This window comes from Paenarthrobacter sp. NPDC091711 (assembly GCF_044756605.1).
Classification (GTDB): Bacteria; Actinomycetota; Actinomycetes; order Actinomycetales; family Micrococcaceae; genus Arthrobacter.
The window spans coordinates 486,819-503,481 of record NZ_JBIVTF010000002.1 but is presented as its reverse complement, the minus strand read 5'-3'; the positions used below and the strand labels follow the sequence as shown (position 1 = coordinate 503,481).

The 16,663-nt window shown below is 63.5% G+C and carries 15 protein-coding genes; 8 read left to right on the top strand and 7 right to left on the bottom strand.

All coding sequences use genetic code 11. The annotated features are described in order from the left end of the window. Positions 1–58: 58 nt before the first annotated feature. The 5 genes from ACIQH5_RS05640 to ACIQH5_RS05620 all read left to right on the top strand — a co-directional run bounded on the left by ACIQH5_RS05640 (position 59) and on the right by ACIQH5_RS05620 (position 9,035). On the top strand, positions 59–2,137 hold the full coding sequence (locus ACIQH5_RS05640) for an Hsp70 family protein (protein ID WP_400401035.1): 2,079 nt from the start codon (positions 59–61) through the stop codon (positions 2,135–2,137). Between the two features lie 3 nt (positions 2,138–2,140). Beyond that, the gene (locus ACIQH5_RS05635; protein WP_400401034.1) at positions 2,141–3,982 is read left to right on the top strand and encodes a LuxR C-terminal-related transcriptional regulator; all 1,842 of its coding nucleotides are present in this window, start codon (positions 2,141–2,143) and stop codon (positions 3,980–3,982) included. A 174-nt stretch (positions 3,983–4,156) separates the two neighbouring features. Next, the gene (locus ACIQH5_RS05630) at positions 4,157–5,524 is read left to right on the top strand and encodes an IniB N-terminal domain-containing protein (RefSeq protein ID WP_400401032.1); all 1,368 of its coding nucleotides are present in this window, start codon (positions 4,157–4,159) and stop codon (positions 5,522–5,524) included. 146 nt (positions 5,525–5,670) lie between these two features. Next, a complete protein-coding gene (locus ACIQH5_RS05625) occupies positions 5,671–7,554 on the top strand; it encodes a dynamin family protein (protein WP_400401030.1) in 1,884 nt (627 codons plus the stop codon). Further along, positions 7,551–9,035 (top strand): dynamin family protein, encoded by a 1,485-nt coding sequence (locus ACIQH5_RS05620; protein WP_400401028.1) that lies wholly within the window; start codon positions 7,551–7,553, stop codon positions 9,033–9,035. The genes ACIQH5_RS05625 and ACIQH5_RS05620 overlap by 4 nt, the downstream gene beginning before the upstream one ends. Positions 9,036–9,047: 12 nt before the next feature. Here the strand turns inward: ACIQH5_RS05620 and ACIQH5_RS05615 are convergent, their stop codons facing one another. Together ACIQH5_RS05615 and ACIQH5_RS05610 are read right to left on the bottom strand one after the other, a co-directional pair. After that, positions 9,048–9,650 (bottom strand): hypothetical protein, encoded by a 603-nt coding sequence (locus ACIQH5_RS05615; RefSeq protein WP_400401026.1) that lies wholly within the window; start codon positions 9,648–9,650, stop codon positions 9,048–9,050. A 5-nt stretch (positions 9,651–9,655) separates the two neighbouring features. Then, positions 9,656–10,096 (bottom strand): PLD nuclease N-terminal domain-containing protein, encoded by a 441-nt coding sequence (locus ACIQH5_RS05610; protein WP_400401024.1) that lies wholly within the window; start codon positions 10,094–10,096, stop codon positions 9,656–9,658. Positions 10,097–10,183: 87 nt separating this feature from the next. On the opposite strand from ACIQH5_RS05610, the gene ACIQH5_RS05605 reads away from it, so the two are divergent. Continuing rightward, complete coding sequence (locus ACIQH5_RS05605) at positions 10,184–10,495, top strand: DUF4229 domain-containing protein (protein WP_400401022.1); 312 nt, start codon at positions 10,184–10,186, stop codon at positions 10,493–10,495. 87 nt (positions 10,496–10,582) lie between these two features. On the opposite strand, the gene ACIQH5_RS05600 is transcribed toward ACIQH5_RS05605, so the two are convergent. The 5 genes from ACIQH5_RS05600 to ACIQH5_RS05580 form a co-directional block, all read right to left on the bottom strand. Beyond that, complete coding sequence (locus tag ACIQH5_RS05600) at positions 10,583–11,464, bottom strand: 1,4-dihydroxy-2-naphthoate polyprenyltransferase (protein ID WP_400401020.1); 882 nt, start codon at positions 11,462–11,464, stop codon at positions 10,583–10,585. 60 nt (positions 11,465–11,524) lie between these two features. Then, on the bottom strand, positions 11,525–12,664 hold the full coding sequence (locus tag ACIQH5_RS05595) for an AMP-binding protein (protein ID WP_400401018.1): 1,140 nt from the start codon (positions 12,662–12,664) through the stop codon (positions 11,525–11,527). A 7-nt stretch (positions 12,665–12,671) separates the two neighbouring features. Then, on the bottom strand, positions 12,672–13,622 hold the full coding sequence (locus ACIQH5_RS05590) for a 1,4-dihydroxy-2-naphthoyl-CoA synthase (protein ID WP_062071869.1): 951 nt from the start codon (positions 13,620–13,622) through the stop codon (positions 12,672–12,674). Positions 13,623–13,643: 21 nt separating this feature from the next. Further along, the gene (locus tag ACIQH5_RS05585; protein WP_400401016.1) at positions 13,644–14,081 is read right to left on the bottom strand and encodes a VOC family protein; all 438 of its coding nucleotides are present in this window, start codon (positions 14,079–14,081) and stop codon (positions 13,644–13,646) included. A gap of 123 nt (positions 14,082–14,204) precedes the next feature. Then, positions 14,205–14,933, bottom strand: coding sequence for a lysostaphin resistance A-like protein (locus tag ACIQH5_RS05580; protein WP_400401014.1), 729 nt, complete (start codon positions 14,931–14,933; stop codon positions 14,205–14,207). 51 nt (positions 14,934–14,984) lie between these two features. Between ACIQH5_RS05580 and ACIQH5_RS05575 the strand changes: the two genes are divergently transcribed. Beyond that, entirely contained in the window at positions 14,985–15,929 is a 945-nt protein-coding gene (locus tag ACIQH5_RS05575) for a metal ABC transporter substrate-binding protein (RefSeq protein WP_400401012.1), read from the top strand. Further along, positions 15,926–16,660, top strand: a complete 735-nt coding sequence (locus tag ACIQH5_RS05570) for a metal ABC transporter ATP-binding protein (protein WP_400401010.1) — start codon at positions 15,926–15,928, stop codon at positions 16,658–16,660. The genes ACIQH5_RS05575 and ACIQH5_RS05570 overlap by 4 nt, the downstream gene beginning before the upstream one ends. The last annotated feature ends 3 nt before the right edge of the window (positions 16,661–16,663 follow it).

The window sequence follows — 16,663 nt, the reverse complement described above, 5'->3', positions numbered from 1 at the left end:
CAGAACCCGCTTGTGATGCAGCCCGCTAGCGACGCGCCGTGACCTTTTCGAGGTACCCATGAGCTATGTTCTCGCCATTGACGTCGGGACAAGTTTTACCGCCGCAGCCCTTGTTAAGCCCCAGCAAGGACCCACTCCGACCCCTGAAATTCTTCCGCTGGGATTGCACGGCAGCGCCGTGCCCTCAGTGCTGTTTTATGCAGATGACGGCAGGGTCCTGGTAGGTGAAGCTGCCGAACGTCGCGGGCTGGACCACCCCCAGCGCATGGTTCGGGAGTTCAAACGCCGGATAGGTGACTCGGTACCCCTCGCCTTGGGGGAGAGCTGGCTGGCTCCCGAGGACGTGTATGCCACCATGGCCCGGTGGGTGGTGGACAAGGCCGAAGAGCGCGAGGGCAGCGCGCCGTCGTCGATCATCATGACGCACCCCGCAGCATGGGGTCAGCACCGCACCTCACTGGTCCTGGCAGCCCTCAACGTGGCAGGTCTGCAGGACATCACCCTGATCAGCGAACCTGAAGCGGCAGCCTTGCACTATGCCTCCCAAACGCGCGTGGAGGACGGCAGCATCATTGCGGTATACGACCTAGGCGGCGGTACGTTCGATACCGCCATCCTCCGCAAAGCCGGAGCCGGCAACTTTGAGCTACTAGGCCGTCCCGACGGCATTGAAACACTGGGCGGCGCCGATTTCGACGCCGCCGTCCTGCGCCACGTGATGGGACACCTTGGCGATGGCCCGGCCATGGACCCGAGCTCTCCCGAGACTCTCGCGGCGTTGTCACGGTTGAAGCGGGAATGCCGGGAGGCCAAGGAAGCGCTGTCCCTGGACAGCGAAGCCAGCGTGGCCGTATCCCTGCCCGGCACCCAGCTGTCGGTGAGGCTGGTGCGTTCCGAGTTCGAGGCCATGATTGAGGCCCCTGTCCGGGATACCGTGGCCGCCCTCGAGCGCAGCCTGCGAAGCATCACCCTTGAAGCCCAAGACCTCAGCGCAGTACTGCTGATCGGCGGGTCATCCCGGATTCCACTGGTGGCAGAGCTGATTTCCGTGGAACTGGACCGTCCGATCGCCGTCGACGCCGATCCAAAATCGTCCATCTGCCTTGGCGCTGCCGTAGCTGGCTTGCGCTCCCAAGGGGCGGATGCAGTGGATGCCGCGGCAGCTTCGGCCACGATTGCCTCAGCTGTGGCATCCGGGCCTGCGGCAACGAGTGCGGCCGCCGCGCTGGGCAGCCCTCACGTGCCCGGCCGGGCTCCTGTCTTCAGTCACCTCAAGGCTGCCTCAGCCAAACCGGGTCGGCATGCCCCGCGGCCCCGTGTGCGGATGGCCGCTGCGGCCGCTGCAGCCGCAGCCGCCCTGACCATCGCCACGGCCACGGCGGCCCAGAGCCCCGACGGCTCCGGACTGCTGGCCACCATGTTCGGCAACCAGGCAGCAGACGCGATGCGCGACGGCGGTGCACAGGCTGCCGGCGCACAGGCCGCCGGGGCTGACGGTGGTGGTGCCTCCGGTTCGTCGCCGGTTGCCGGAGGACCGGCCGCTGGACTCGAAGCGAGCGCCAAGGCCGGGGTCACGAGGGCGGGAACCAACGGACGTGCCCCCGCCAAGCAAGGTGCGAACGCAGGTACAGGGGGTTCGGGCGCGGGTAGTGCGGGTTCTGGTACTGCTGGTTCTGGTTCCGGGACCACTGCGGTGACGGGAACGGGTGCAGCCGGCACCACCCCACCGGTTGCCCCGGGAACTCCCACTTCTCCGGTTTCTCAGGCTCCGGGCACCCAGACGCCGGGGACCCCAGCCACGCCAACAACCCCCGCGCCCGATCCCACAGGAGGTGCCGCCAGCGGACCGACTCCTCCACCAACCACCCCAACCACCCCACCGGTAACCGGGCCCACAACACCGCCGGTAGACGAACCGACAACACCTCCCACCACACCCTCAGATCCGGTGACTCCATCCCCATCGCCTGAGCCAACCCAGCCCCAGCCCGAGCCGACGGTGGTCCAAGACCCTCCACCGGCGTCACCGGAACCAACATTGCCGCCGGAGACCACGCCGCCGGCCGCCCCTGAGCCAGCGCCCTTACCAGTGGAAACCGGGCCTACGCCGGATCCAGCGCTGCTCTCGGCGGTCTAACCCATGACGGGACAGGACCACAGGCCCGGGTATGACACCACCGGGGCAGACGATCAAGGCTTGTCCAAGAAAACCTCTGCTGCCCGAATCCGTTCCCAGCAAAAGGACCTTGTGGACGAGGCGATTGAGTTGGGCCAGCCGTTAGGGGAGCTGGCCCGGGATCTCGCGCGGCAAGGGTTCAAGGACCCCCGTGTTGTGGCTGAGCTCGAACGGTCCGCGGATGATGCTTTGGAGGCTGACCCACGTCTGGCCGCTGAGCTGTATGCCGAGGCACTTTTGGCCGGGGGAGACGAGGTTCCCAAGGCCGCGAGGCGCGCCCAGGCTTTAGCGGCAAGTGGTGACTTGGACGCAGCGGGAAGGACAGCGGATCGGCTCTTGGCCGTGCCCGGGGCGCCTGACCTTCGCCTGGGAGTGGACGTGGCCGCGGCTGTCTGGGCGCAGCGTGGGATGCTGTCTCGCAGCGCGGATACGTACAGCTGGCTTGGACCGGCCAGAATGGAGGGCTCGGCCCCTCTTGCTGTGGTGGCCATGATCGGGACGGGTAACGGCGCGGCTACCGAAGAGATTCTGGCAGCTGCTCCCATCAGCGGTTCGCCGACGCTGTTGGCGGTTGCTTTGTCCCTGACCCAGGAAGGGGTCCTCCGGACTGTGGGACCTGCCCCGGATCTGGCGCTGCCTGAGCTCATCAGGGCCTCGGACATGATGAACGCGGCAGGCAGCTCCATCCCGTTGCCGGAAACACCTGGTGCCCTGGCCGCTTTGTGCGCCCTCCACAGCGGGGAGCCGGAGGTGGCGGACGCAGTGCTCAAAGCAGCGTTGGCGGCAGGCCAAGGTGGTGACGCCTGCCGTCCCCGGTTGTTCCTGTTGAGGGCGTGGTCTTCCATGCAGCAGGACAACGCCAACGACGCCCGCCTGGCCATCAACGAGGCCCTCAAAGCGAACCACTGGCCTTTGACACCCCGGGATGGGTTCATGCTGGCGGCCTTGGAAGTGGGGCTTGCCCGGCGGGGCAGTGACGTGCACGAGCTTGTGCTGGCTTGGGACAGGGCCCGTGAAGCGATGATGCACGTGTCCGTGGATCTCTACAGTCTTCTGCCCTGGGGCGAACTCATGATCACCGCTGCCCGTTTGCGGGAATCAAGAAGGGTTGGGCATTATCTGGACAGCGCCTGGGATCTGCTGGCTCGGTTGGGTAACCCCCTCATGTGGTCTGTGCCATTGCACTGGGCAGCGGTGCAGGCGGCCCTGCTGAGCGAAGACCCGGCCGGTCTCGCCCCGCACGCGGCAGCGCTGGTGCGCGCCTCTGAACACAGCCATCTGGCGTCCGTGCTCGCCACCGGCGGTAAGGCTTGGGTCTCCGTTCTGGCAGGCCGTTTTGAAGCGTCCGACGTCGAAACAGCGGCCCGCGGGTTGGCCGCCGTCGGGATGCCGTGGGAGGGTGCCCGCCTGGCGGGCCATGCAGCAGCGCACGCGGATGAGCGACGCGACATGGTGAAACTGCTGGCGTGCGCCAGGGATATTCATCCCCAAGGCGCAGCACCCTCCTCAGGGGCGTCCCAGCGGCAGCAGGACGCTCGAACTACCTCCACCGATCAACCCGTCATGGAGAACGACGGTGGTTCAGGGGCTCATGACTCCTCCGGGCTTAGCGCCCGGGAACGCGAAGTGGGGCGGCTCATCCTGGAAGGCAAAACGTACCGGGAGATCGGCGAGGCCATCTACATCTCACCCCGCACGGCGGAGCACCATGTGGCACGGATGCGGCGACGCCTGGGAGCAGAAAACCGCTCAGAACTCCTGGTCCGCTTGAGGCTGGCTTTGGGGGAGGGGTACCCGCCTCCGTAGCGGCAACCCCCTCCACCCCCTAACGCGAAACCCCGCTATCCCCTAACGGTGGAGGACGCGGTAGGGGGACCACCCCCGATGCCCCGCCACCAGCCCCGGCAATACGTTGAATGCAAGCCCGGCAAAGGCGCCGGGCGTATCAAAATCCATCACAGAATTTGAGGGAGCACTCCAATGCCTACACTCGCACAACAGCTCGTGCAGTTCCTGATGAGCCTGTTCAACGATCCTGATGCCGCCGAAGAATTTGTGCGCGATCCAGAGGCGGCGCTCGCTGCAGCCGGCCTTCGCGATGTGTCTTCGGCCGACGTCGACGCCGTTCGCCCGGTAGTCCTCGACTACGCACCTATCAACGCACGCTCGTCCTTCGACCGCGAATACAACACCGGCGGCAACAACGCCTCCACCGGTGGAGGCGGCACCTGGGGCGGACACGACGACGACGACCGCCCCAACGGCGGTGGCGGCGGCGGACGTCCGGATCGCGACGATGACGACCATGGCCACGGTGGCGGCAACGGTGGCGGCGGCGGACGTCCGGACCACGACGATGACGACCACGGCCACGGAGGTGGCAACGGCGGCGGAGGCGGTGGTGGCTGGGGCGGCCATGACGACGATGATCACGACGGCGGTGGACACGGCGGTGGGGGCGGCCACGACGGTGGTGGACATGGTGGCGGCGGCGACTGGGATGACCACGCACACGCCGTTCAGCAGCTTGTCCACGTGGTGAATAACTACTCGTACACCACCACCATCGACGACCGCGACACGATCACCGACCAGTCAGTCAACCAGAACATCTGGGCCGACGGAGATGTCACGCAGCTCTTCAACCAGGACGCTGTGGTTGCCTCGGGCGACGGCGCTGTTGCTGCCGGCGACGACGTCAGCAATGTGGGCAATACGACCACCACCACAACTACCAATAACAACCAAAACCATTCGGTGAACTACACCGAATCCGGCGACGGCGACCTTGAAGTGGGCAACACGGACATCGAGGTCAAGGATTCGTTCAACGACAATTCCGATCACTCCGTGACCAAAGATTCCTACAATACCGACGTTGACGTGGACGTTGATATTGAGGACTCCTTCAACGAGGACAGCTCCACGAATACGGACAACTCGAACAACTCGGTCAATGTCTCGGATTCGTTCAACGACAACTCGGACAACTCAGACAACTCGGACAACTCCGACAACTCGGTCACGGACAACTCCGTGAACGTGGCTGACTCGTTCAACGACAACTCCACTGATGTGGATGTTGACGTCGAGGACGTTCAACTCATCAACGAGTCGATCGTGGTCCAGGACAACGAGTTGGAGGTGGACAACTCCACCAACCTCGACGTCGAGGACGTCCAGGTCAACTACGATTCCACAGTTATCCAGGACAACGAGTTGGACGTCGACTACACCAACGTGGAGGACAACACCGTCATTGCCGACAACGAGCTCGATGTGGATGTGGAATACAACGACATCGACGACTCGATCGTGGTTGCCAAGAACGATGTGGACATCGATTAAAACCAAAGAGATCCGAGCGTCGTAAAGGAAACACAGGACGTTCACGAACACCCCCAGCAGTGCCCGGCAGATGCGAGAACGTCTGCCGGGCACTTCGTGGCCTCACAGGATCAGACGGCCGAGGCAGCCGGAACAAAGGACAGACGGTGACGGAAACAGGACGCATGACCACCTTGGTGGAGCAGGGCATGGCGCTGGCAGGGGACCGGAACGACCTCCGGCGCCGACTGGAGAATACCCTCTACCGCTTGAGCGATCCCAGCGTCCGCGTGATTGTGGTGGGCGAGTTTAAGCAAGGTAAGAGCCAGCTCATCAACGCCTTGGTGAACGCACCCGTCTGCCCCGTTGATGATGACATTGCCACCTCCGTCCCTACGGTGGTACGGCAGGGGGATCCGGCGTCGGCCGTTGTCCTGGTACCCGTTCAGGACAGCGGCGCGCCGGCAACCGAAGGAGAGACCGGCGGCGGAGAAAGCCGGCTGGAACGGCAACCGGTGCAACTGGATCAACTCGCGGAGTTCGTCTCCGAAAAGGGCAACCCGGGCAATACGAAGAACATCGTGGCCGCCGAAGTTTCACTGCCGCGGAAACTGCTGGCCGGCGGACTGACCATCGTGGATTCCCCAGGCGTAGGTGGCCTGGGTTCAACACACACGCTGACCACACTGACTGCGTTGCCATCAGCTCACGCCATGGTGTTCGTTTCCGACGCCTCGCAGGAATACACCGAGCCGGAGATGCGGTTCCTGCGGCAAGCGATGCGCATCAGCCCCAACGTCCTATGCGTGTTGTCGAAGACCGACCTTTATCCAAGTTGGCGCCAGATCGCTGATCTGGATCAGAGGCATTTGGCAGGCGTCGGCCCGGATATTCCGCTGTTTCCGGTGTCCTCCGAGTTGCGACTCCATGCGGCCCGGCTGCAGGATGCTGAGCTGAATGCCGAATCAGGGTTTCCGGCTGTGATAGGTCATCTGCGGAACAACATTGTGGGCGGGGCCGCCAGAATGCAACGCAGATCCGTCAGCAATGACCTTCAGTCCGTCACCGAGAACCTCAGGCTCGCCCTGAGTTCGGAACTTGAAGCCCTGGAAAATCCGGCAGGAACGCCCCAGATGATCGCTGGCCTGAATGCGGCGAAGGAGGACGCGGACTCGCTGCGCAAACGCTCCGCTCGTTGGCAGATAACGCTCAACGACGGAATTGGTGACCTGATCGCGGACATGGAGTACGACCTGAGGGACAGGTTGCGCAGGATCCAACGCGAGGCCGAAATTGCCATTGATCAAGGTGATCCGGGACCCGCTTGGGAGCAGTTCACGCAATGGCTGGAACAGAGCACGGCAGCCGCGGTGTCGGATACCTTCGTGTGGACCAGCGAACGTTCGCAATGGTTGGCCGCCCAGGTAGCGGAGCACTTCTCAGAAGAAGTGGTGGCACTCCCCGCCTTGAAGGTGGCAGATACGGGCGGCGTCCTGGACCCCGTAGCCGATATTCAGGAGATGCAAAACGGCAAGCTCGGGCCGCTGCAGAAGGTGCTGATCGGGATGCGCGGGTCCTACGGGGGTGTGCTCATGTTTGGACTCCTGACAGGCCTCTTTGGGATGGCCCTCATCAACCCGCTGTCCGTAGGGGCAGGCCTGATGCTGGGCCGGAAGGCCTACCGGGAAGACAAGGAAGCACGGCTCAAGCAACGGCAATCAGAAGCCAAGATCCTGGTCCGGAAGCACGTGGACGATGTTGTGTTCCAGGTGGGCAAGCAGCTCAAGGACAGGCTGCGGCTGGTTCAGCGGGCCACACGGGATCACTTCACGGAGATCGCAGAGGAGCACCACCGTTCCCTCACGGAATCCGTGGCGGCCGCACAGAAAGCGGCAGCCACGTACGCCGTGGAACGCGATATGAGAATCAAGGAGATACGAAACCAACTCAAAGCAGTGGACGCCTTGGCCAAGGCCGCGCAGCAACTGCACGAAGAACCACCCGCGGGCGCGCAGGCCAGCACAGCATCATCGGCAGTCCCGGCAGGATGATGGACTCGGGCATCGCCGGAGCCTCGGCCCTGATCCGGCAAGCGAAGGAGATCTTCCACCAGGACCCAGCTGCGCTTGCGGTGGTGCATGAGCTGGAGGGCAGGCTGGAGGGGCCTTTGCGGATAGCCGTGGCCGGTATGGTCAAAGCCGGCAAATCCACGCTTCTCAATGCGATCATCGGCGAGGAAATCGCGCCCACAGATGCCGGGGAATGCACTCGGATTGTCACGTGGTACCGCTACGGTCACACCCCCAGGATCACGCTTCATCCCATCATCGGAGAGCCGAGGGCGCTCCCGGTCACCCGGGACTATGGCCGGTTGGTCTTTAGCTTGGGCGGGGTCCGGGCCGAGGACGTGGAACGCCTGGTGGTGGACTGGCCCGCAGCGAGCCTGCGGGAGCTGACGCTGATCGATACCCCCGGAATCGCCTCGTTGTCACAGGACGTGTCAGGACGGTCCATGCAGTTCCTCCTCCCCGAAGACGCCCCCATGGCCGCCGATGCCGTCATCTACCTCATGCGGCATCTTCACGCCTCGGATGTCAGGTTCCTCGAATCCTTCAAGGACACTGCCGCGGGTCAATCCGGAACTGTGAATGCGTTGGCGGTCCTGTCCCGGGCCGATGAGATCGGCGCGGGACGAATCGACTCCCTCATTTCGGCAGCAGTGATCGCGGACAGGTATAGCCGCGACCAGAACCTCAGGCCACTTGCCTTGGGTGTTGTCCCGGTTGCCGGCCTGCTGGCGCAAAGCTCGCGGACCATGCGGCAGACGGATTTCGAGGCCATGGGACTGTTGGCGCAGATGGACAGGAATCAGCGGGAGAGGCTGATGCTGTCGGCTGACCTCTTTTCCCGCGCAGCCGGGCCCGCGGGGCTCAGCCAGGAAGCCAAGGCGTCCTTGGTGGAGCGATTCGGCTTGTTCGGCATCCGCCTGGGTGTTGCCTTGATCCGGGGTGGCATCAGCAACCCCACCGAACTCGCCCATGAGTTGGCACGGCGTAGTGGCCTCGGCCAGTTGCTCGACAACATTGCCTCCCTGTTCCAAACGCGGGCGGACGCACTCAAGGCTCGTGCCGCCGTCGTGGGTTTGGAAGCCTTGCTGCGCGGTTCACCGAAGGATGTTGCCATGCAGTTGGAAGCAAGCTTGGAGCGGCTTCAGGCTGGCGCGCACGAGTTCCGGGAATTGAAACTCCTCACTTCGTTGCGCACTGGTGGCCTCATCCTGGCCCCGGAGCTGTCGGCTGAGGCTGAGCAGCTGGTGGGCGGCCGAGGGAACACCCTTCCGCTGAGGCTTGGCTTGGACCCGGGGGCAACCCCGGAGCAGATCAGTGAGGCGGCACGGAACTGCCTGAATCGGTGGCGGCTGATCGCGGAAAACCCCCTCACAGAGCCGGCAGCACTGGACGCGTGCCGGGTGGTCCTCCGAAGCTGTGAAGGGATGCTCGCGGCTCTTCCAGCGGCTCACTCCGTTGGCTGAATAAGCCGTTGGTTAAGTAACCCGTTCGCTCAGCAACCAGGTGGTGGTGGCCGGGAGGAACAGCAGAATCAGACCAGCCGCAGCCAAGATGAACTGGACCGCCAGCAGCGCCGTTGTCAGGGTGCCATCCGCTCCGGGCGCCACCACGAAGTCGGCGGTGATGACGGTGACCACCGCGTGAAGGAGAACCAGCGGGGCAAGTGCCCAGCGGGCCCAGAGGCGGCGTTTGAACAGGATCGCCAGCAGGATCGCTTCCATGGCCACCACCAGGGCAAGCATGGTGAGGCTTCCCAGGAAGACGACGGCGGTGGCCCCCTCCACTGCGTTGGCGTCGCCGTCGGGAACCATGCCTCCGATCACGCCTTTCAGGCGTTCGAAGTGGGAGTCCCGGCCGAGAAAGCCTGTTGCCACCACGGCGATCCCCGCCACGAAGCTGGCCACCCAGAGGGAACGTGAGACCCGGGCGGGTGCGGGCGGTTTGACCACCGCCGCTATGGGCGGCGGCGTGGAAAGCGAAATGCCTGGGCGTGGTGGTGGCGCGGAGGGTGATGCGGGCCCGCTGACTGATGGCGTGGAGGAAGGTGTCTGCCGTGATCCATCAGCTTGCTGGGCCATGTTCCCTACTTCAGCTCGTCAGTATCATGGGGATCCGGCTCGGTGCGTTTGGCGTCGCCGGGTTTGAATCCGTTGTTTTTGGCGTCGCCGCTGCCATCGGCCGGCTTCTCGCCCAGATCGCGTTCCTTGGCTTCCAGGTCCGCCTTGAGCTTCTTCAGGCGATCGTCTTCAGCCTGCTTACGGCGGCGGGTTTCCAGGTTGCGGAGGAATTCGGGGTCGTCATCCGGGGCTGTGGGCTGGCGGCGGACGGGTTTGGCCGTGGGCTTGTTGTACGGCCGGCCGAAAATGAACCAGAGGACCGCGCCCAGCAACGGCAGGACGATCATGACGATGATCCACGCGGGTTTGGAAATCCCGCGTGTTTGGTGGCTGTCGGTGCGGATGACGTCCACCAGGGCATAGACAAAGATGACTAGAACAATAACGACGCCTACAACCCGGAGCATGCACCAAGTCTAGTCGCCGGAAGCCAATCACTGGACGCCCTCTTCCGGCTGTGATCAGAGTGCAACCATCCGGGCGGCTAAACTTGGATGGTGGCTTTCCTGAAGTATTCCCTCATCCGCCTGGTACTGTTCGTGCCGTTGTTCGTGCTGTTCGCCTTTTTGGGGGTTGGATGGATCCTGGCTGTGGTGTTCGCCGGCCTGATCGCGTTCGCCATCAGCTATCTTTTCTTCCAGAAACAGCGCGACGCCGCCACAGCGGCCATGCGTGAACGCTTCTCCGGGCGGGCCAAACCGATTCGCACCGCCGGCGAGGTTGAAGACGCCGCCGCCGAGGACGGCTTGGTGGAGAAAAACCCGGACATCGCAGTCAATAACGACAAACGCCCGGGCACTGTCTAAGTTCTCCGGCACAAGTTTTTTGTACAGCTAACGCCCCCAAGAAGGCTTCTTGGGGGCGTTAGCTGTACAAGAACTCGTATAAAGGTTTTAGAAGCCGCGGCTCAGGATCAGGCCCAGCGAGAACAGCAGGCTGTAGCCGAGGTTGATCAGGCCGGTCTGCTTGAGCACCGGGATGAGGCTCTTGCGCTTCTTGCCGTTGACCATGAGCCAGGCAGGCATGAGGCACGCGGGGATCAGCAGCAGGACAATCAGCATCCAGGGTTTGGTGGGTGCCAGGACAATCACCAGCAGAATGGCGACGGCGAGCATCAGCACGTAGCTTTCGCGGGCATGCCGGTCTCCAAGCCGCACTGCAAGGGTCCGCTTTCCGGCGGCCGTATCTGTGGGGATATCCCTGACGTTGTTGGCCATCAGCAACGCGCAAGCTATGAGCCCGGTGCCGATCGCACCAATCACCGCGGCGAGGCTGACCTGCCCGGCCTGCGTGTAGGTGGTTCCGAGGGTGGCCACGAGTCCGAAGAACACGAACACAAAGACGTCGCCCAAGCCCAGGTAGCCGTAGGGATTCTTGCCGCCGGTGTAACCCCAAGCTGCCAGGACACAGCCGATGCCCACCAGGATCAGCCACCACGTCTGGGTAATGATCACCAGGATCAGGCCGCAGACCATGGCCGCCCCGAACAGCGCGAAGGCCGCCCATTTCACCTGCTCCGGTTTCGCCGCGCCTGAGCCAACCAAGCGAAGGGGACCCACGCGGTCCTCGTCAGTGCCGCGGATGCCGTCGGAGTAGTCGTTGGCGTAGTTCACGCCGATTTGAAGCAGGAGAGCCACAAGAGCTGCCAGGATCGCGTTCGGCAGCCGGAAAGCCTGGAGCTCGTACGCCGCTGCCGAACCGATGAGGACCGGCGCGATGGCCGCGGGCAGTGTGCGGAGCCGGGCTCCTTGAATCCATTGTGCAGCTGTCGCCACGTGTAGTACCTCGTGTATTTCGCGGTTGATCTTGAGTCAGGCTCGGGAGGAAGAACGTGTCTATTGTCCCTGATGCAGATTGGAAAGCAGGTCAATCATGGCCATGCGGTCCGGTTTTCCGTTCGGAAGCATCGGCAATTCCTTGTCAGCCAGCACTGTCTTGGGCGCCAGCACACCCAGTGCTTCCTCGCGGCGGGCGGTAAATCCCTTCACACCCTCGGGCGAAGGATCAGTCACGGCGACGTAGGCCGCCACGGCCTGGCCCCATTCGCGCGACGGTACGCCGGTCACGAAAGCCGCCGTGACGCCGTCGAGCTCTTCCAGCTTGCTTTGGATGTACGCGGCGGAGGCTTTGACACCGCCGGTGATGATGACGTCGTCAGCGCGGCCCAATACGGTGAGCTTGCCGTCGTCGGACAGTTCCCCCAGATCGCCGGTGACGTACCAGCGGATCCCGTCTTCCTCGAAGAATGCTGCCTTTGATGCCCGGGCAGCATCCAAGTAGCCTGCGGCGACGGTGTCCCCGCCCAGCAGGATGCGGCCTTCCAGCTCACCCTCGCCAATCCGGACCTCGACGCCGTCCAGCGGCTCGCCGTCGTACACGCACCCACCGCAGGTCTCGGCGGAGCCGTAGGTGGTCACAAGCTTCAGACCCTCGGCGCGGGCGGTGGCGAGGAGTTCAGCAGAAGCGGGAGCGCCGCCCAGCAGGATAGCGTCGAAGCGGCGCAGCACGGCAAGGGTTTCCGGTGCGGGGGAGTCCAACAGCCGTTGCAGTTGTGTGGGCACCAAAGAGGTGAACCGGATCTTGTCCGTGAGTTCCTCGGCCGCTGCGGTGAAGGCCTCGGGTGTGAAGCCGTTCGACTGGTCCATCACCCAGGGACGTGTTCCCGCATAGAGCGAGCGGACCAGCACCTGCACGCCGGCCACATACTGCAGGGGGAGCGCCAGCAGCCACTGGCCTTCGCCGCGCAGGGCCATGGCGGTGGACACGGAGGAGGCCGCGAGGGCGTCAACGGTGAGGATGGTTGCCTTGGGCGTCCCTGTGGAGCCGGAGGTGCGGACCACCACGGCTGCTTCTTCGACGCCGGTCTCCACCGGAATCGCCTGCGGTTCGCCGTGTTCGTCAAGGACGATTTCGACGGCGGGGCCCTCGCCGTGGAGGGCGGCCATCAGGGCTTTCAGTATGGGATCGATGTTCACAGTGGTCCTAGAAGTAGTACGGGAAGTTGGACCAGTCGGGGTCGCGCTTCTGGAGGAACGCTTCTTTGCCCTCCACTGCCTCGTCCGTCATGTACGCGAGGCGGGTGGCTTCGCCGGCGAAGACCTGCTGCCCGGCGAGTCCGTCGTCGGCCAGGTTGAAAGCGAACTTGAGCATCCGGATGGCCTGCGGTGATTGGCGGGCGATGTCAGCGGCGTACTCCAAGGCCACGTCTTCAAGCCGGGCGTGGTCCACGGCCTCATTCACGGCGCCCATTCGGACCATGTCCTCGGCAGAGTATTCGCGTGCCAGGAAGAAGATCTCCCGCGCGGCCTTCTGGCCGATTTGGCGGGCCAGCAGCGCGGAGCCGTATCCGGCGTCGAAACTTCCTACCGTCGCGTCCGTCTGCTTGAACTTGCCGTGCTCTCGCGAGGCGATGGTGAGGTCGCTGACCACGTGCAATGAGTGGCCACCGCCTGCCGCCCAACCATTGACGACGGCGATGACCACCTTGGGCATGGTCCGCATGAGCCGCTGAACTTCAAGGATGTGGAGGCGGCCGGCCCGGGCGGGGTCGATGCTCTCCTGGGTTTCCCCCTCTGCATAGCGGTAGCCATCCCGTCCCCGGATGCGCTGGTCTCCGCCGGAGCAGAACGAGTGGCCGCCGTCTTTCTCCGAGGGGCCGTTACCCGTGAGCAGGACGGTGGCGACGTCCGGTGTCATGCGGGCGTGGTCCATGGCGCGGTAGAGCTCGTCCACGGTGCCCGGGCGGAAGGCGTTTCGCACCTCGGGGCGGTTGAAGGCGATGCGGACCGTGGGAAGGTCCTTGACGGTGCCGTCCGTTGAACGCTCAACCTGCCGGTGGTAGGTCATGTCCTTGAAGTCGTCGAAGCCGGAAACTGTGCGCCAGCGTGAGGGGTCAAAGACGTCGGAAACCTTGGCAGGGAGTTGGTTGTTCACACTCCGAGTCTAGTAATGGCCTTAGCTGATGCAGAACTCGTTGCCCTCGGGGTCGGCCATGGTGTGCCATTCGTGGGGTCCCTGGTTGGCTGTCCACAGGTGTTTGGCGCCTCGGGATTCCAGTTCTTTGCGCACCACGTCCTTGTCCCGGCCATCCAGCCGGACGTCCCAGTGCACCCGGTTTTTGACGGACTTTTCGTTGGGATCGGTTTGGAAAAGGATCCGCCGGCCGGTCTTGGGGTCTTTGTCCTCCGCCGGGATAATTGCGCAGCCTTCTGCCCACACCAGTTTGCCGTTGTGGGTGATGGTCTGGTCCGCGGTGGCATAACCCTGCTCGATCATGGACCGGATGAACGCCTCGTCTTGGGGTTCCACGGTCCACTCGAGGGTTTCTGCCCACCAATCGGCGAGTTCGTGAGGCTTCTGGCAATCGACTACTACCTGGATGTTCAGTGTCATGCCCTCAAGCTATTCCCGACGGCGGGTGGCTGGGTAGGGCGTTGCGGTCAGCTTCCGTCCGGGTTTCCCAAGTAGGTAGCAGTTCAGGTCGTTCTGAGCGCTGAGAACGACCCGAACTGCTACCTAGTTGGGGAGGAGTTCGGGCGGGACGGCGTAGATGAGGACAACGGCCATGAGGTTCTTGGCTGCATGGACAAAATAGGAGAACATCAGGTTCTTACCCGTCCACACGTAGACCGCCACCAGCACCACGGCCATCCCCAGATACGGCGCCAACGCAGGCAGCGCGAGTCCTTCGCGGCCCACCACGTGGATTGACGCGAACACCACCACGGAGATGACGCAGCAGATCCAGATGTTCAGGTACCGCGACAACTTCCCGATCAGGAGATGCCGGAAAAGGTACTCCTCCACGAATGGGCCCAGGATCACCAGCAGCGGCACCATCAACCACGCAGGCACCTGTTGCAGCATGCCCTGGATGCCCAGCTGATTCTCAGAGCTTTGTGCGCTCCCGAAGGCCGCCACCAGCAGGGCTGTAAGGATCAGCATCACCACGATGGCCAGCGGCACCATGCCCAGCGTGAACCAGGGCCGGGTCCCCAGGATTTTGAGGTCGCGGCCGGCCACTCGCCAGGCAGACGCCACGGCAAATATTCCGACGCCGGCATAAAAGATCGCGTTGACGGCATAGGACGCTGTGGCCGGGTTGGCGAAAAGCTGCAGCATCAGTTGGTTGAGCGTCTCACCGGCCAGGAGGAAGTACGCGGTGAAGCCCACATAGACCGCAACGGCAATGCCATCCAAGGCAGTGAATCTGTACGACGGTGCCTTGGTGGAAAGAGTGCCCATGTGACCAGCCTATCTTTGCCGGGTGGCCCATGCTTGGCTACACTTTTCGGTATGCCTAACTTTCCGTTTCGGCGCGCCAAAGTTGTCCGCCGTTTCGCTGCTGTCCTGACCGCCATCGCACTTGTCCTGGGAGTCTCCGCCTGCGGTGGTGATTCCTCGGCCGGAGATGACGACAGGCCTGTGGTGCTCACAACGTTCACCGTGCTGGCGGACGTCGCCAAGAATGTTGCCGGCGACAAACTGCGCGTGGAGTCCATCACCAAGGCCGGCGCCGAGATCCACGGCTACGAGCCAACGCCGGGCGACATCCGGAAGGCCGCCCAAGCCGACCTCATCCTGGACAACGGGCTGAATCTCGAAGCCTGGTTCGCCCAGTTCGTCGAAGACCTTGATGTGCCTCACGCAGTAGTCAGCGATGGCGTGGACGTCATGCCCATTGCCGAGGACTCCTACCAAGGCAAGCCGAACCCCCACGCGTGGATGTCGCCCAAGAACGTCCAGATCTACGCCAACAACATGGCCAAGGCTTTCGCCACGCTGGACCCGTCCCACGCCGCCGAATTCGAAGCCAACGCGAAGGCCTACAACGCCCAACTCCAGACCGTGCAGGACGAGATGGTGTCCAAGCTGTCCGTCTTGTCGGAGCAGCAGAGGGCGCTGGTCACCTGCGAGGGCGCATTCTCCTATCTGGCCCGCGATGCCGGCCTCAAAGAGGTGTACATCTGGGCTGTGAACGCGGAGCAGCAGGCCACTCCACAGCAGATCACGCGGGCCATCGAGTTTGTTAAGGACAACCAGGTTCCGGCGGTGTTCTGCGAATCCACGGTGTCCGATGCCCCAATGCAACAGGTGGTGGGTGCCACGGGTGCCAAGTTCGGAGGGGTGCTCTACGTCGATTCCCTCTCTGAAGCGGACGGCCCCGTTCCCACATACCTGGACCTCATGCGTCACGACGCCAAGGTCATCACCACGGCACTGACAGGAGGAACCTCATGAGCACACCCGCGATCGCTGTTGAGGACGTCACGGTTCACTACGGTGACGTCCTGGCCCTGGACAAGGCATCCCTCACCTTGGACCATTCGCGGATCTGTGGATTGGTGGGCATGAACGGTTCCGGCAAGTCCACCCTTTTCAAAGTCATCATGGGCATGGTCAAACCCGATTCCGGCAGGGTGCTCATCAACGGTCAACCTCCGGTGAAGATGCGCAAGGATGCGGGGATCGGTTACGTTCCCCAAAGTGAGGACGTGGACTGGGCGTTTCCTTTGTCCGTCCGGGATGTGGTGATGATGGGCCGTTACGGGCACCTGGGATTCACGCGCCGTCCCCGCAAAGCGGACCGGGACGCCGTCGAGCATGCTTTGGAACGCGTGGAGCTGAGCGACTACGCAGACCGGCAGATCGGTCAGTTGTCCGGTGGGCAGAAAAAGCGGGCTTTCGTTGCCCGGGGCATTGCGCAAGGCGCCACCATGATGCTGCTGGACGAGCCGTTCGCGGGCGTGGACAAGCGGTCTGAGGCTACTATCACCAGGCTGCTCCGCGAGCTTGCGGACAACGGCGCCACCATCCTCATCTCCACCCATGACCTCCATGCCCTGCCCCAACTCTGCGATGAAGCAGTGCTGCTGATGCGCAAGGTGCTCATGCATGGAAGCCCGGACACCGTGCTCCAACCGGAGAACCTCGCCATGGCCTTCGGCCTCGACGTCATGAACAGGGGCTAAGCC

Excerpts from the sequence above, each read along its gene's own strand:
- ACIQH5_RS05640 (WP_400401035.1), top strand. The coding sequence starts at position 59 with ATGAGCTATGTTCTCGCCATTGACGTCGGGACAAGTTTTACCGCCGCA.
- ACIQH5_RS05635 (WP_400401034.1), top strand. The coding sequence starts at position 2,141 with ATGACGGGACAGGACCACAGGCCCGGGTATGACACCACCGGGGCAGAC.
- ACIQH5_RS05630 (WP_400401032.1), top strand. The coding sequence starts at position 4,157 with ATGCCTACACTCGCACAACAGCTCGTGCAGTTCCTGATGAGCCTGTTC.
- ACIQH5_RS05620 (WP_400401028.1), top strand. The coding sequence starts at position 7,551 with ATGATGGACTCGGGCATCGCCGGAGCCTCGGCCCTGATCCGGCAAGCG.
- ACIQH5_RS05615 (WP_400401026.1), bottom strand. The coding sequence starts at position 9,650 with ATGGCCCAGCAAGCTGATGGATCACGGCAGACACCTTCCTCCACGCCA.
- ACIQH5_RS05610 (WP_400401024.1), bottom strand. The coding sequence starts at position 10,096 with ATGCTCCGGGTTGTAGGCGTCGTTATTGTTCTAGTCATCTTTGTCTAT.
- ACIQH5_RS05605 (WP_400401022.1), top strand. The coding sequence starts at position 10,184 with ATGGTGGCTTTCCTGAAGTATTCCCTCATCCGCCTGGTACTGTTCGTG.
- ACIQH5_RS05585 (WP_400401016.1), bottom strand. The coding sequence starts at position 14,081 with ATGACACTGAACATCCAGGTAGTAGTCGATTGCCAGAAGCCTCACGAA.
- ACIQH5_RS05580 (WP_400401014.1), bottom strand. The coding sequence starts at position 14,933 with ATGGGCACTCTTTCCACCAAGGCACCGTCGTACAGATTCACTGCCTTG.
- ACIQH5_RS05575 (WP_400401012.1), top strand. The coding sequence starts at position 14,985 with ATGCCTAACTTTCCGTTTCGGCGCGCCAAAGTTGTCCGCCGTTTCGCT.
- ACIQH5_RS05570 (WP_400401010.1), top strand. The coding sequence starts at position 15,926 with ATGAGCACACCCGCGATCGCTGTTGAGGACGTCACGGTTCACTACGGT.